Genomic DNA, 14,174 nt, shown 5'->3' on the forward strand with positions numbered 1-14,174 from the left:
TGCGGGGCCGTCGATGCAGGGTTTGTCACGCAATGGGGCTTTCCAATCCGAGGTCCAGCGAATGGCTGTGGCCTGCATCTCGTAGGACGTGCCGCTGCCGCTGCCGAACGCTTCTTCCTCCAGGCTGCTGTGTTGTTTGCCTGCGTGGGTGATGGCGATGGTGCGCCAGCGGTCGTTGAAGTCTTCGCGCGGATGCTCGTTGAGGTCGAACGCCAACCCCGGTTGCAGGCGCGCATCGTCACCTGCCAGATGCGCCAGCTTGGCGTCGTTGCGTAGCGCCGCCAGGCGCGTCTTGGTGAAGGGCTTGCCGGCAATATCGCGCTTGTAGCGGCCGGGATAATCGTAGCGTTCGTAATCCTTGTGCTGGTTGTTCAGGTCCTGGTCGCCGGTGGCGGTGTGCTGCTGGTTGTAGTACGGATGGGTGAAGGTGTAGTCGCGCTGTACCTGGCGTGCGGTGCGCACTTGTTCGGTGTAGTGGAAGCGGGTCAACGCCGGTTCCATGGAATCGCCACCCCCCATGGGCTGGTAGAGCACCGGRCAWTCGGTGTGGGTGCCAATGGTGCCSAGGCCACCGACGCGGTCGGTGAGGACGAGGGTGTGGCCGTCGGCGCGGTGTTCGAAGGTGTAGAGCAGGCCTTCTTCGGCGGCGAGGCGGGCGATGAAATCGAGGTCGGTTTCACCGGCCTGCACGCAGTATTCACGGGGTTGGTGTTCGAAGCAGATTTCAGTGCGGATGTCGGTGAGTTTTTGCTCGGTGAGCACGCTGGTGATGATGTCGGGCACGGTCTGGCCCTGGAAAATCCGCCAGTTGGAACGCAGGTTGAAACGCGCCAGGGTCGGTTCGACCACGGCGGTGTAGCGGGTGCGGCGAAAGCCGGTGTCACCCTGGCTGAACAGGCTGACCAAACCGTGGACGTAGCGCACCGGCGTCTCGCCACGCCATAGGGTGAACAGCCCCGCCAGATCGAGCACCCGATTGAAGTCGATAGCGGCATTGTGGCTGGCCAGTTCCAGTTCGAGTTTGAACGGCCGGGACAGACCTTCTTCGAGGGTGAACGAGACCACCTCGAAGGCATCGCCTTCCAAGGGCTCGAAGGTGAAACGCAGGTCGCTTTGGCGGGGCATGGGGCTTCCTTGTCGAGAGTGTGAATGTCAGTCGATCAACCAGCTGCTATCACCGTTTTCCAATTTTCCATCGTGATCGGTGGTATCGCCGACACGGGCTACTGGCTGTCCGTTGACGGTCATCGAGGGCGAGCCGCTGGTGATGACGGCGCCGCATCCAAGGGTGTCGCCGACACGGGCGACGGCGCGGCCGTTTACGGTCACGTTGCGCGTACCACTGTCGACGGTGGTGGGGCCACACAAAGGGCAATCATGGTCGTGTCCGACCAGAACGACGGCTGGCATAGAGCCTCCTGATAAGTATTGAGTCAGTGAAGGCTCCGCCGCTGCACGCACCGCAGCGACGGAACGGGGCCCGCTCTTAGCCGGCTTCTGCCGGTTTACGCCAGTCATCCGAGGCTTCGGTGCCGGACACTTTGTGGGTCCAGCTGACCTTGCGATAAGACAGGCTGGTCTTGATCAGTTGGGTGTAGTTTTCGTTTTCGCTGTCCTGGGCGTGGGGCAGTACGGTGTGGATCCCGACGACGGTGGCGTCTTCCAGCTTGGTGGTGAAGAAGTGCTCCTGCTTGCCGTCGCCCGAGGTGCGGAACCACCTGACCTCGACGGTCGGCAGCATTTCGCCGGTGGCCAAGGCTTGATAGAGCATCGGTGAGGCTTTGTTCAGTGCGCTGGTGAAGGTCAGTGGTTTATGCACGCGCTGGCCCGCGGGCTGGCCGCTTTGTGGGTCGGTGGGCGCGGCGATTTGGTGGTCGACTTCCTGGGCGAGGATTTCGTCTTCGTGGCCTTCCACATAAACGTTGCCCACCGAGTCAGCAGTGAACGCGCCCTTGGTGATGTGGCCCTGGGTTTTGCCGTGGATGCTGATGTACGCAGGTGTTGGCATGACAAGCTCCTTGTCGCGATCAAGTGAACGGCCCCTGGGGGCCGCAGGTTATGGCCGACACGGCCATGGCTTTGCAGGCGCTCGGGATGAGCGCGCTGAAAATCGGTTACAGGTGCAGCACCCGCTCCAGCGACTCCAGCACTTGCTGGGTGATGGCGTTCAGGCGGATCGAGTAGATCGTGTAGGCGACCGTCAGCACGACGGCGGCCATGGCCCACGGCGTCCACAACGGCCAGGCGCGTTTGATCCGGTAGTTGCGCGGGGCGACGTTTTTCAGCGGGTCGGTCAGGCGCTTGGGTGTCTCGCCGCGCAGGGGGCGCAACAGGCCGTGCAGTTGGGTGATGATCTTCTGTATTTCGTCATCGCCCTTGATATGGGCGCCGTATTTGCCTTTGAGACCGGAGATCAGGCACTGGTACATGAACTCCAGCACATGCTGGTACCTGGCCGCTTCGGGGATCATGTTGTTCATCACGGTGAAGAATTTTTCGCCGCCCCAGGTTTCTTGATGAAACTTGCTTAGCAGCGAGCGTGCGCTCCATGTGGAAGACTTGCCCCAGGAAGTGCTCATGGCCACTTCGTCGAGCAACAGGCACAGGCTGTAGGAGTAGGCCTTGAGCATGCCGGCGTCGTAGTCGAGCTGGCTGACTTCTTCCATGATCGTGGTGATCTGGTTGCTGACGCTCAGGTACAGCGCAGGTACGTCGTCGTGCTGGTCCAGACGCCGCAGGCGGATGACCAGGCCGATCAGCGGCGTGGCGGCATCGCACAGCGGGTTCCAGGCCAGGCCGCGCATGTCGAATTCAGGGTCGGCCAAGTGTGTTTGGCCGCTGGCAGTGATCGTTTCGCCGTCAAAGTCGATGGCGCCGGAGATCTCCTCGTGACGCCATGAGTCGGGTGTCGTTTTAATCATCTTTTTCACTCCTGATCGCCCAGAACTGCAATTCCAGCTTCGGGAATTCACCGGCAATATGGAAACCAAACCCGCTGCCACTGCTCAGGCTTTGCCAGGCGGGGTGATGGCGGTCGAGTTCGAAGTAGCTGAAACCTGCATGGAACGGCAGGTGCCGCGGCGCCACCGGCAGCGGCCGCAGTGGAATACCCGGCAGTTGCAGGCTGACCAGTTGCTCCAGCCCTTCGGTGGAGGTGATCTTGATCTGCTTGGGCAGTTGCTGACGCAGGGTTTCCGCGGGCAGTTCGGCGCGCACGGCGAGGATGAATTCAGCGTTGTCCAGCAGGCGTTTGTCGTTCAATGCGGCGCTGCGCACGCCGTACCGCTGCTCGACAATCGGCAACGACACCGCACGCGGTTGCAGCACCGTGCCCAAGGCGCGGCGCAAGGTGTGCTCCAGAATCTGGAACGACTCGCGCAGGTTGTCGTGCTGGTAGGCCGGGTATTCCTGGGGTAGGTGGCCTTCATCGGTAAAAGTCACCAGTTCGCCGCAGGCCTGGGCCAGGGCGATGTACAGCTGTTCCGGGTGGACTTGGCGCTGGTGCGCCAGGTGTTGGAACAGCGGGAACAAGCGGTTGAGGGTTTGCAGCAGGTTGAAGTCGGTGACATCTGCCACCCCCGACTGCCCCGGTGAACCGATACGCTGGGCCAGGTTTTTGGCCCGCTCGCGCATCAGCCCGGCCACCTCACCGAGGTAGCGGTGCAGCGCCGGCACCGCTTGCAGGGACAGGCTGGTGGGATAGAAATGCTCGTCCATTACCAGGCTGCCGTCCGGGCGCTTGTCTTTGATCCTGCCCAAGGCGATGCCAGTGAAGGCACTGCGGTCGCTGCGTTCGAGCATCAATTGCAGGTTGGGCACGGCAACGTCCATGCCGACCTGATCGCCGTCATCACTGTGGGTGTCGCGGATTTCCTCGCGGCGGGCGATGTAGCGGCTGTTGCTGTACTGGTCGGGCCAGCGCACTTCGAGGGCGCCGTTGGAGCGCAGCGGCAGGGCCAGATAGACAATCTGATTGACCGCGCTGCTGTCGGCGATTTCCAGCGGGGCGGGCGGCGCCAGATCGTGGGGGATATCGAAGACGCTGCCGTCGGGCATGATTCCGCGTGCCTGGGTAATAGCGACTTTGCCGAAGTTCAGGTATTCGCTGTTCAGGGTCAGCTCGCTGAAGCCATAGAGCGCGTCGTTCAGGCTGTGCAGGCGCTGGTGCACTGCGGCTTCGGCGGCGCGGGCCTGTTGCTGGAAGTGCTGGGGTTTGACGAACAAACCTTCATGCCAGATGACGGCGTTGCGTGAACTCATCGGTAATTACTCGGGGCAAAAGCGGCTGAAAAGGGCGTCATCGGGTTTCTCCTTTGAGGCTGACCTGGGCTGCATCCAACTGCACCAGCACGGCGTATTGGCGGCCCTTGGGTTCGACGCGCAGGCGATGTTTCCACTGGCTGACATCGGCGCTGTGGTAGTTGGCGATCACCGCGATAAACCGGGTGTCCTCATCCAGGGCACGCAGGTCGACGAACTTGAATTGGCCGGGGTTAAGCAGGTAGTCGTCGGCACGGATATAGGTGCTGCCCAGGGTCTTTTTCAGGTCGTCGGCCAGGGCCTGGGGGCTGGCGTTGACCAGCAGCGAATCGTCGGTCAATTCCAAGACTTTGAAGGCGATCGGCGTGGCGACGTGCTGCAGCGCCGGGTTGCCCCAAGGCGTCGTCAGGCTCACGCCTTGGGCGTCGTAATGGCCTAACAGCGCGTCTTCGATAGGCGACATTGGCACCACGGGTTCTGGCTCCAAGGTCAGCGGCGACTGGGCCGGTACATTTTCATAGAGGTGATTGAGCAGGGTTTGCACCTTGTCCGTCAGTGCTTGCGGGCTGGTCGCTTGAACGTTGAGGGTGTAGGGCGAGCGGCTCGCGTCTTCATCCAGAACAGTGCCGGTGCTGATCAGACGCGGGTTGACGTCGTCGCTGGCGTGCAGGCTCAGGGAGTAGTGGCTGGGCTGGTTGTCGGGGCCGCCGACTGGGATCGACGGAGTCCAGATTACCTGGCCGATTTTGCCGAGCATGGTGCAGCCGCCGAGTGCCAGGCAGGCCAGCAACAAGGTGCCCAGGCGCAGGTTGCTGTATAAGCTGGCGGGACTCTTGGGTGCGGTCGCGCAAATGTCAGCAAAAGGATTTAGTGGCGGCATTTCACTCATCGCTCGCAGCGGGTCGCCTTGCTCCGCTAAATCCACGGGCTGGCAAAGGCGCTCGAATTCCGCGCAAGCAGCAGGTTGCGGATCGGGCAGGGGAAGACTCGGCAGATCCTCCAGGTGCCAGGCTTGCATGCCTTCCGGCTGGCCGGTGAACAGTTCATCAAGCGAACGCTGGCCTGGCGCGTGCTCCCCCAGCTGCACCGCGACCCGATACGCACCAATCTGCAACAGGTCGCCATCATTGAGGCTCACCGCAACGTTGCGACCCAACGGCAAATCATGGCCATTGGCGTAGGTGCTGCCACTGCGGTCGATCACGCAGAAGCGCCCCTCGACGACGCGAATATCGCAGTGGTTGGGCTGCACGCTGTTGTGGCGATCCTCCAGGCGCCAGTCCGCCGCGGCGCTGCCGATGCTGCCGCCCTGTGGGCCAAACCGGTGAAGGGGCAAATACCCGTGCAACAACTGCGCAGGATTGCTGATAACCAAAGTCAGCTTCATGCGCGCCCCCGAATCCGAACCACGGAGGGATGACGTTGTTGCTGGTGTTCGATAAAACTGGTCCAGCCCAGGTGGCTCCCGCTGTCACGGAGCAGGTTGAAAGGCGGTACATCCTCCTCGCGCAGCCCCAATTCCAGGTCGTAGGCGGTGACGTCGCGCAGCAAAAAATCCATCAATTGGCGCAACCGTCCAAACTGCTCGCCGCTGGGTAGAAACTCCCGAAAGCGCGCCTGGGTCAGGTTGGGAATGACGAGGGTGAACTTGCTGGCGCGTGTCTTGCTGCGGTCACCCACTACAAAGTCGCTGCCCAAAGTGCCGTTGACCTTGCCCAGCGCCATGCGCTGACGCTGCGGCAAACTCACCGAACGCGCCTCGAATTCACGGATGTTTACGCCGTGCAGGTCGAAGCAATGTTCGACGATGCCGGACACCACTGAGGGCGAGCGGCTACGACTGGCGATCAAGCCTGCAAAGCTCAGCAGCCGACCCCATGGCAGAGGTGTCGCACCGCGCAGGTCGTTGTCATTCAGGCCGATCAGGGAAAACACGTAGCGTGAAAACCGGTCGCTGCCCTCGGCCTGAAAACGGATGTAATAGCGGTACTTGCGCCAGCTGTGATGCAGCAGGGTCAGCAAGCGATGATTGAAAAAGTCCATGAACGCCGGTCGAATACCGCGCTCCTGAGCCTGTTCGTAAGCCAGGCGATCCAGGTAATAACCGGGCAGCGGCGAGTCGGTGCCGTGCAGGCCAAAGAAGCTGGTCTGCAAGCGATAGCGCACCTCTGCGCGATCCTCCTCAAGGCGTACCGCCTCGACCACGTCGGAGGCCGGAAAACCCAGCCCCGCATGGCTTTGCAGGCGCACACGCCGGCGCGCCGCCGCACTCAAGGGTTGCGCCTCCAGGTCATCGCCATGCAAGGCGTGCAGATGCTCCAGCAGACGGTGAAACGAATAGTTCCGCGCGTCGGCCAGCAGTACATCAGCTAGATCACGGGTTGTCTGCCGGTCAACAGTGGCCATTCATAACGCTCGTTGTTGGTGGTATTGATCACTTCCAGGCGATGGAAGGAATTGATGCTCGCGTACAGGGCGAAAAAGTGCGAAAGCACGCTGGCGAACAGGTACAGCTCGCCCTCGCAGAGAAAAGCGTTTTGGTCCAGTTGCAAGCGGGTCTGCAAGCCGCGCACCGGCTGGCCTTTCATGAGCCAGTCGATGGGGGTTGTCACGGCCTCGTGGATGCCGTTGAGGCGTTTGCGCGTGGCGCGGGCCTGTTGCAGGTCGTGCAAAGCGGCGAAGTCATAGGCGCGGATCACCGCCTTGAGCGGCTCGGCCGACAGCAACGACAGGTAGTTCAGCGACAGGTTGGAAATCAGCGTCCAGTGCAGGCTGCTGTCCAGCACTGGCCGGTAGCTTCGAGTCGGTGCGATCAGGTTGGTGTAGGTGGCAAACGACGGCGTGACCTCGGTGGACAGCGACACATCCCCCACACCCAGCAGCTGCGGCAGGTCGCGATTGGTGCAGGTCAGTTCGATGGACGCCGCTTCATGCTCACCGATGTACAGGCTTTCATCACCACGCACGAAGGCGATGCGATGGCGCAAACCTTCACGCCCATGGGATTGCTCGATATGCGTGCGGAAGTACAGTGCCGTGCGGCCCCGCGCATGTTCGATCTCATGCTGGAACGATTCGAACGGGGTAAAACGTCGCAACGGATCGCCTTTGCGCTCCTTGTCGGCGGCGTCCCAGCCGGCCACCTTGTCGACGCTGAAAATCTCGTAAGCTTCGGGGCGGTTGCCGCTGGGGCTGATACGCCGCTCCACGCTGCGCCCGTACAGCGCAATCGGGTTGGCGTCGTGGCGGAACAGGTTGACTGCCGGCGCGCAATACAGGTGCAAGTCACTGGTGCGCAGGCGGATATCAGGCGGCATGGGCCGGGCGAACTGAAACTCGAAACGCAGAGTCGTGGCGCTGACATCCGGCCAAATGTGGGCCAGATGGGTCAGGCTGAAAAAGTGGAAACGCTGCGGGAACACAAAGTACTCCTGCAGGATCCGGTAACCATCGAACACATTGCGCGGGTAGGGCAGCAGTGCCTCGTCGGTGGTGAAGCCGGGGAAACCGATATCTTTTGCAGACAGGCGATGGCTCTGGCCGTTGACCTGCAGCGTGATGCTGTCCAGATAATGGGCAAGCCACAGGTACAACGTCATGGCAGTGGCGTTATCCCCGCCCAGATGAAAATCCAGCTGATCGCAGGCCATGCTGGTCAGCGGCTGGTCCGTCAGCACCTTGAGGTCGATGCGCATCACCGAGGCCTCGCGGCTGTGAGCGTCGCTGACCTCCTGTAAGGCTAGCGGATACAGATTGACGTCGGTGCAGGTGCGAAACTGGCAGGAAATGCCATCTACCGGTTTGGCAAATAACGGTGTGCCCTTGGGAATCACCTGGCGCTGGCTGATCGCATCGGGCAGCGGTGCAAAGCGGATGATGGTCGCACTGGGCAGGGGCCRCAGGTAGTTAGGCCAGAGCATCTGCAACAGCGGATGAGTCAGCTCCGGCAAGTCGTCGTCGATCTTCATCCCCAGCTTGGCGGTGAGGAAGGCAAAGCCCTCCAGCAGTCGCTCCACGTCCGGGTCACCGGCCTGGTCGCCGAGAAATTGCGCCAGCTGCGGGTTGTCCTCGGCAAACTCGCGGCCGAGTTCTCGCAGGTAGCGCAACTCCTCGGCAAAGCGTTGTTTCAAGTCCATTGCATCCTCATCTCACGCGGGTGTAGCCGTCGCGGCCATGCATGGCCACCTCGATCAGCACCTGTTCTTCCTTGTGGTTGACCCGCACCTGGCAATCCAGGCGAAAGTTCAGCTCCAGCGGCAAATCCGGGTCGGGCTGATAACGCACGCCGGTGACCTTGATGCGCGGTTCAAACGCCTCCACCGAGCGCCGAATATCGGCGCTGATGGCCACCACCAGATCACTGCTGGCCTGGGTAACCCCATTGAAATCGCACAGGCCCAGTTCAGGGCTGCTTTGCGAGCAGCCCTGGCGTGAGTTGAGCACCTGTTCCAAGTGGCGTTTGATCGCCTCGACACGCTGGTGCACCTGCTCAACCGCGCTGCCTAGGCGGTAGCGCGGTGCGTCGGGTTCCAGGCGCTCGAACAGGCTTCCGGCCCCCACTTACTGGGTGTCCAGCCGACCGACCAGGGAGATCTCGAAGTTGGCGCCCATGTACTTGAAGTGCGGGCGCACCGCCAACGACACCTGGTACCAGCCTGGATCGCCCGCCACGTCCTGCACGACGATTTGCGCGGCGCGCAAGGGGCGACGGCTGCGCACATCGGACGACGGGTTTTCCTGATCGGCGATGTACTGTTTGAGCCAGGTGTTCAACTCACGTTCCAGGTCCTGGCGTTCCTTCCAACTGCCGATCTGCTCGCGTTGCAGCACCTTGATGTAGTGGGCCAGGCGATTGACGATAAACAGGTAGGGCAACTGGGTGCCGAGCTTGTAGTTGGTCTGGGCTTCCTGGCCTTCGCGGGTCTTGGGGAAGTTTTTCGGTTTTTGTATTGAGTTGGCGGAGAAGAACGCCGCGTTGTCGCTGTCCTTGCGCATGGTCAGGGGAATAAAACCGGCTTCGGCCAGCTCGAATTCCTTGCGATCGGAAATCAGCACTTCGGTAGGAATCTTCGCCTGCAATTGGCCGAGGGATTCGTACAGGTGCACCGGCAGATCGTCCACCGCGCCGCCGGACTGCGGGCCGATGATGTTCGGGCACCAGCGGTAGCGGGCGAAGCTGTCGGTGATGCGCGAGGCCATCAGGAACGCGGTGTTGCCCCACAAGTAATTGTCGTGGTTACCGTCGACGGTTTCGTTATAGCCGAAGCTGCGAATCGGGTTCTCCAAACTGTCGTACGGCGAACGCAGCAGGAAGCGCGGCAGCGTCGCTGCGATGTATTTGGAGTCTTCCATCTCGCGCAGGCTGCGCCATTTGGTATGGCCGGGCCCTTCAAAAATGTCGCTGACTTCCTTGACCGACGGCAGGTCCTGATAGCTCTTGAGGTTGAAGAACTCAGGACCGGCCGCCATCACGAAAGGGGCATGGGCCATGGCGCCCACGGAGGCGACGTAGCTCAACAGCTTCATGTCCGGGGACGACGGGCCGAAGGTGTAGTTGCCAATCATCGCCGCGATCGGCTCGCCACCGAACTGGCCGTAACCGGAGGTGTAGGCGTGCTTGTACAGGCCGCTACGGGTGATATCGCCGGCGTTGTCGAAGTCGTCCAGCAGCTCTTCTTTGGTGACATGCAGCACTTCCAGTTTGATGTTCTCGCGAAAATCCGTGCGATCCACCAGCAGCTTCAGGCCGCGCCATGCGGATTCAAGTTGCTGGAACTGCGGCTGATGCAGAATCACGTTCATCTGCTTGCTCAGGGCGCGGTCGATTTCGGCAATCATCTGGTCGACCCGGTGCTTGTTGACCGGCTGTTGGTGGTCACCGCTTTGCAGGATTTCGCTGATGAACGCAGCCATGCCTTGGCGGGCGACTGCGTAGCCTTCCTGGGAGGGGCGAATGGTGGTATTGGCCAGCAGTTGGTCGAGCAACGACGTTGGTTCGTCAGCCACCAATACTTGGGCGACGGCGCTTTCCATAGGCATGGGGAGTACTCCGTTGAGAAGGGCGTTCAAATCAGTGGTTGGGTGCGTCGAGCACTAGATTCAGCTCGCTGGCCAGGCGTTGGCGGGCGGTTTCATCGGTCAGCAGACTCTGCAGGTGTTTGCGAAAGGCCGGGACGTTGCCCATGGGGCCTTTGAGTGCAACCAGCGCTTCGCGTAACTCCAGCAACTTGTTCAATTCAGGCACTTGGCGAGCGACGGCGTCGGGGCCGAAGTCATTGATGCTTTTGAATTGAAGTTGCACGTTCAAGTCGGTGTCGTGGTTGTTGTTCAGAACGGACGGAACGGCCATGTCCAGAGCAACTTCGGCTTTGGTCAGTACTTCATTGAAAGTGTCTTTGTCTATTTGAACGGATTGTCGATCTTCAAGGGCGGTTAGTTCGCCGTGGCCTTTGAAGTCACCCGTGATCAACAACTTTAGAGGTAACTCGACTTCAGCCTGTTGATCGCCCGTGGCCGGGACGTACTTGATGTTGACGCGTTCTTTTGGCGCGACAGATCCATGAGTTTTCGACATGGGAAAAATCCTTTTCGTAAGGTCGGCGTATTAGAGCCGGCTATTGCAAGGTTTGTCATGTAGTCCGATGTGGATGCGATTCGTAGGTTGTGGATGTAGGAAGCTGTACTTGCTTCAACTATTCCTACAGGTTATGTGGAAATATCTGATAGATGCCTCTTCCTATTCGGTTTTAGTGATGTGTTATTCGTCTTTTACTTGCCTATCCGTCGAACTCAGGTGATGCTCTTAGAGTTAATCGTTGAACTCGCAGGCTAAAAAGCGTTAGTTCGAAAACTTAAGAAGATTGTCCGGTTTGGATTTCGGCGAGGCATATCAGGAGGCGTTGATGCGCAACGGATGGCGAGGATGGAAATGGGGGCTCTGCCTGACGGCTATGGCCGTAATGGACGCGCAGGCGGCGACACAAGATTGCCCTTCCATCGTCTCCCCCTTGAAGCGCCTGGAGTGTTTTGATTTGGCCGCTGGTACACCCATCCATCACGCACCAGTGGCACCACGCGCGCTTGGCCGGGCACTGCCGATTGTCGATCTGGTCCAACGCAATGAAGCCAAGCGTCCACCCGAGGATCAGCGTTTCCTGCTGTCGTCGTTCCCAGAGCCGGACAACGACCAGCAACAACGCATGGTGATCTCAGCCCCGGCGTTGGGCGCGGTGCCGCCTCGGCCTTACCTGGCCATCAGTTGCGAATCGAAAATCTCCCGCTTGCAACTGGTGCTGGATGAGCCAGCCAAGCCCAACAGAATTCGCATCCAGCTGTTCAAGGATGAGCGCCCGGTGTTCGAGGCCTATCAGTGGCAGGTGCTGGACGATGCCGGCCTGGTGGTCGACGCCGGACGCGGGCTACAGGCTATTTCCCTATTGCGCAACATGGGTGGCGGCCAGCGCCTTCGACTCGAGAGCGACTATCCCAGGCTGCACGGCTTGGTGTTTGACGTCGAAGGCCTGGGCGAACTGATCGAGCAGGAGCGCCAAGTATGTCGCTGGTAATCGACGTGCCGGCGGACACCGTCAAGCTGCTGCTGACACCCATCGAGCCCGAGCAATCCGCCGGCCATTTTGATGTGGAGGATGAAACCTACCAGGCCATCGACCAGGAAATGGTCAAGCTCGGCGGCTTGCGCGAGAGCGATATCGACTGGCCGTATATCGACGAAGCCTCCCGTCAATACCTGGCGATCCAGTGCAAGCACTGGCGCATCGTCGCCCATCTGCATGTGGTCTGGCTGCGCACCCGGCAATGGGCACGTTGGGCCGATGCCTTGGGCTTGTTGGCCGGCATGGTTGAGCTGTATTGGGACAGTGCCTACCCCAAGCCTGGCCCCACCGGCTACCTGAACAAACGCAAGCAGGTACAGCGTCTGTTGAGCGACCTGGGGCAGATGTTGCCGACCCTGGAGCGCAGCAGTTTTGAACCGGCCTATCAAGCCGCGGCGGAACTGGCCCTGGCCAATCTGCAACGCTGTGCCGAAAGCGCCAAGCTCGACCCCGCGCCGCTGGATGCGTTGCAACGCCAGTTGGATAAATACAGCGAGCCAGTCGTCGCCATTGAGCCCACTCGTGCGGCCACCTCCGGCAGCGTTCTGGATTCAGCCTTTTTTTCCAGCCCCAAACCGCAAGCGCCGAGCAATGAGCGCGAACAACGCCGCGCCGTGTTGAACATGGCCGAGCAGATCAACCAGCAAGACCCTTATGACCCTACCGGCTACCAATTGCGACGCTTCGGCCTGTGGTCGCATCTGCGCACCGCGCCGCCCATCACCCGCGACCGTCGCACCGAATTGACCGCCGTGCCCAAGGACATCGTCGACGGCTACCAGGACGCGCTGAACCATAGCGCCCTGGACCCGAACCTGTTGCTGCGTATCGAAAAAAGCGTCTGCGCCTCGCCGTATTGGCTGCGCGGCAGTTACCTGGCCGCCCACGTCGCCTCGCGCCTGGCGATGGAGGAAGTGGCCGCAGCCATTCGTCAGACCTGTGAGCGTTTTGTCTGCCGTTTGCCGGCGCTACTGGAGTTGTGTTTCAGCGACGGCACGCCGTTCGTGGATGCGCAAACCCAGGCCTGGATCACCGGCGCCGATCAGGCGCAAACCACCAGCAGCCCGGTGCAGGAATACGCCGGCCTGCGCGACGAACTGGCCGCTCAACTGAACACTGAGGGCGTTGAGCGGGTGCTGCTGCGCCTGCAGGAGCTGCACGCCGCCCATGACGCCCCGCGCCAGCGCAGCTACGCCACGGTGATTGCCGCCGATCTGCTCGCATCCCGCGGTCTGTCATGGCTGGCGGATGACCTGTACGCCAGCGTTGCGCGGATGATGCGCGAATCCACAGCGCAGGGCTGGGAGCCGGAGCTGTACAAGAAGGTGGCAGCCGTTATCAATGAAACTGAGGACTAGCCGTCATGCCCCGCCAAAGCGACCTGCGTTTCACCTTCGAGCCCTTGAAAGGCGATCCCTTCGACGTGGTCTCGTTCACCCTCGAAGAAGGCCTGTCCCGGCCGTTCAAACTCGAACTGGAACTGGCCAGCCACAACGCCGCCATCGACTTCAATCGGGTGCTCGATCTGGCGGGGCTGTTTACCTTATGGCGTGGCGAGACGCCGGTGCGTTACGTCCACGGCCTGGTCAGCCTGTTCACCCAGGGTGACACCGGCTTTCGCCGCACCCGCTACACCGCCGTGGTCGAGCCGACCTTGGCCCGTTTCGACCTGCGCTCCAACTGGCGCATCTTCCAGGGCCAGACCGTGCCCGACATCATCATCAGCGTACTGGCCGAGCAGAAGCTGACTGACATCCGCACTGAAATCTGCTTCGAGCACCAACCCCGCGAATACTGCGTGCAGGCCGGTGAAACCGACCTCGATTTCATCGTCCGCCTCGCCGCCGAAGAAGGTCTGCTCTACACCTTCGAACACCGCGCCGACGGCCACACCCTCGTCCTTACCGACCGCGTCGGTGGCCTGGGCACCATTGGCACCCACACCGAATGTCCGGTGCTCTACCAGCCCATGGGTGGCGGCGACTCCATGGAACCGGCGTTGAACCGCTTCCACTACACCGAACAAGTGCGCACCGCACGCCAGGTACAGCGCGACTACACCTTCACTCATCCGTACTACAACCAGCAGCACACCGCCACCGGCGACCAGGACCTGAACAACCAGCACAAGGATTACGAACGCTACGATTATCCCGGCCGCTACAAGCGCGATATTGCCGGCAAGCCCTTCACCAAGACGCGCCTGGCGGCGCTACGCAACGACGCCAAGCTGGCGCATCTGGCAGGTGACGATGCGCGCCTGCAACCGGGGTTGGCGTTCGACCTCAACGAGCATCCGCG

At 61.1% G+C, this 14,174-nt stretch carries 14 protein-coding genes; 3 read left to right on the forward strand and 11 right to left on the reverse strand.

Annotation, left to right across the window (positions count from 1 at the left end):
• The 11 genes from tssI (AC1DRN_RS28745) to tssB all read right to left on the reverse strand — a co-directional run.
• Positions 1–1,125 (reverse strand): type VI secretion system tip protein TssI/VgrG (tssI, locus tag AC1DRN_RS28745; protein WP_477786875.1); only part of this gene is annotated, 1,125 nt, incomplete at its 3' end.
• Positions 1,126–1,152: 27 nt separating this feature from the next.
• On the reverse strand, positions 1,153–1,410 hold the full coding sequence (locus AC1DRN_RS28750) for a PAAR domain-containing protein (protein WP_108216844.1): 258 nt from the start codon (positions 1,408–1,410) through the stop codon (positions 1,153–1,155).
• Positions 1,411–1,486: 76 nt separating this feature from the next.
• Positions 1,487–2,008 (reverse strand): Hcp family type VI secretion system effector, encoded by a 522-nt coding sequence (locus AC1DRN_RS28755; protein WP_223463483.1) that lies wholly within the window; start codon positions 2,006–2,008, stop codon positions 1,487–1,489.
• A gap of 106 nt (positions 2,009–2,114) precedes the next feature.
• Positions 2,115–2,921, reverse strand: a complete 807-nt coding sequence (gene icmH / locus AC1DRN_RS28760) for a type IVB secretion system protein IcmH/DotU (protein ID WP_223463484.1) — start codon at positions 2,919–2,921, stop codon at positions 2,115–2,117.
• Positions 2,914–4,260, reverse strand: coding sequence for a type VI secretion system baseplate subunit TssK (tssK, locus tag AC1DRN_RS28765; protein ID WP_223463485.1), 1,347 nt, complete (start codon positions 4,258–4,260; stop codon positions 2,914–2,916). Before tssK ends, icmH begins: the two co-directional genes overlap by 8 nt.
• 37 nt (positions 4,261–4,297) lie before the next feature.
• Complete coding sequence (gene tssJ / locus AC1DRN_RS28770; protein ID WP_223463486.1) at positions 4,298–5,647, reverse strand: type VI secretion system lipoprotein TssJ; 1,350 nt, start codon at positions 5,645–5,647, stop codon at positions 4,298–4,300.
• The gene (gene tssG, locus AC1DRN_RS28775; protein ID WP_223463487.1) at positions 5,644–6,666 is read right to left on the reverse strand and encodes a type VI secretion system baseplate subunit TssG; all 1,023 of its coding nucleotides are present in this window, start codon (positions 6,664–6,666) and stop codon (positions 5,644–5,646) included. The genes tssJ and tssG overlap by 4 nt, the downstream gene beginning before the upstream one ends.
• Positions 6,630–8,396: a type VI secretion system baseplate subunit TssF gene (gene tssF / locus AC1DRN_RS28780; protein WP_477786876.1), complete on the reverse strand. Its 1,767-nt coding sequence runs from the start codon at positions 8,394–8,396 to the stop codon at positions 6,630–6,632. Before tssF ends, tssG begins: the two co-directional genes overlap by 37 nt.
• Positions 8,397–8,403: 7 nt before the next feature.
• Positions 8,404–8,820, reverse strand: a complete 417-nt coding sequence (gene tssE / locus AC1DRN_RS28785; protein WP_223463489.1) for a type VI secretion system baseplate subunit TssE — start codon at positions 8,818–8,820, stop codon at positions 8,404–8,406.
• Positions 8,821–10,293 carry a type VI secretion system contractile sheath large subunit gene (gene tssC, locus AC1DRN_RS28790; RefSeq protein ID WP_223463505.1) on the reverse strand — a complete coding sequence of 491 codons (1,473 nt, stop codon included), beginning with the start codon at positions 10,291–10,293 and terminating at the stop codon, positions 8,821–8,823.
• Between the two features lie 37 nt (positions 10,294–10,330).
• Positions 10,331–10,834 carry a type VI secretion system contractile sheath small subunit gene (gene tssB / locus AC1DRN_RS28795; RefSeq protein WP_223463490.1) on the reverse strand — a complete coding sequence of 168 codons (504 nt, stop codon included), beginning with the start codon at positions 10,832–10,834 and terminating at the stop codon, positions 10,331–10,333.
• A 328-nt stretch (positions 10,835–11,162) separates the two neighbouring features.
• On the opposite strand from tssB, the gene vasI reads away from it, so the two are divergent.
• The 3 genes from vasI to tssI (AC1DRN_RS28810) all read left to right on the forward strand — a co-directional run.
• On the forward strand, positions 11,163–11,825 hold the full coding sequence (gene vasI, locus AC1DRN_RS28800; protein WP_223463491.1) for a type VI secretion system-associated protein VasI: 663 nt from the start codon (positions 11,163–11,165) through the stop codon (positions 11,823–11,825).
• Positions 11,813–13,231 carry a type VI secretion system protein TssA gene (gene tssA / locus AC1DRN_RS28805; RefSeq protein WP_223463492.1) on the forward strand — a complete coding sequence of 473 codons (1,419 nt, stop codon included), beginning with the start codon at positions 11,813–11,815 and terminating at the stop codon, positions 13,229–13,231. The genes vasI and tssA overlap by 13 nt, the downstream gene beginning before the upstream one ends.
• 5 nt (positions 13,232–13,236) lie before the next feature.
• Positions 13,237–14,174 (forward strand): type VI secretion system tip protein TssI/VgrG (gene tssI, locus AC1DRN_RS28810; protein WP_477786877.1); only part of this gene is annotated, 938 nt, incomplete at its 3' end.

The sequence above is a fragment of the Pseudomonas sp. P5_B3 genome (assembly GCF_056400405.1).

Coding starts and splice junctions, on each gene's coding strand:
- AC1DRN_RS28750 (WP_108216844.1), bottom strand. CDS start 1,410: ATGCCAGCCGTCGTTCTGGTCGGACACGACCATGATTGCCCTTTGTGT.
- AC1DRN_RS28755 (WP_223463483.1), bottom strand. CDS start 2,008: ATGCCAACACCTGCGTACATCAGCATCCACGGCAAAACCCAGGGCCAC.
- icmH (WP_223463484.1), bottom strand. CDS start 2,921: ATGATTAAAACGACACCCGACTCATGGCGTCACGAGGAGATCTCCGGC.
- tssK (WP_223463485.1), bottom strand. CDS start 4,260: ATGAGTTCACGCAACGCCGTCATCTGGCATGAAGGTTTGTTCGTCAAA.
- tssJ (WP_223463486.1), bottom strand. CDS start 5,647: ATGAAGCTGACTTTGGTTATCAGCAATCCTGCGCAGTTGTTGCACGGG.
- tssG (WP_223463487.1), bottom strand. CDS start 6,666: ATGGCCACTGTTGACCGGCAGACAACCCGTGATCTAGCTGATGTACTG.
- tssC (WP_223463505.1), bottom strand. CDS start 10,293: ATGGAAAGCGCCGTCGCCCAAGTATTGGTGGCTGACGAACCAACGTCG.
- tssB (WP_223463490.1), bottom strand. CDS start 10,834: ATGTCGAAAACTCATGGATCTGTCGCGCCAAAAGAACGCGTCAACATC.
- vasI (WP_223463491.1), top strand. CDS start 11,163: ATGCGCAACGGATGGCGAGGATGGAAATGGGGGCTCTGCCTGACGGCT.
- tssA (WP_223463492.1), top strand. CDS start 11,813: ATGTCGCTGGTAATCGACGTGCCGGCGGACACCGTCAAGCTGCTGCTG.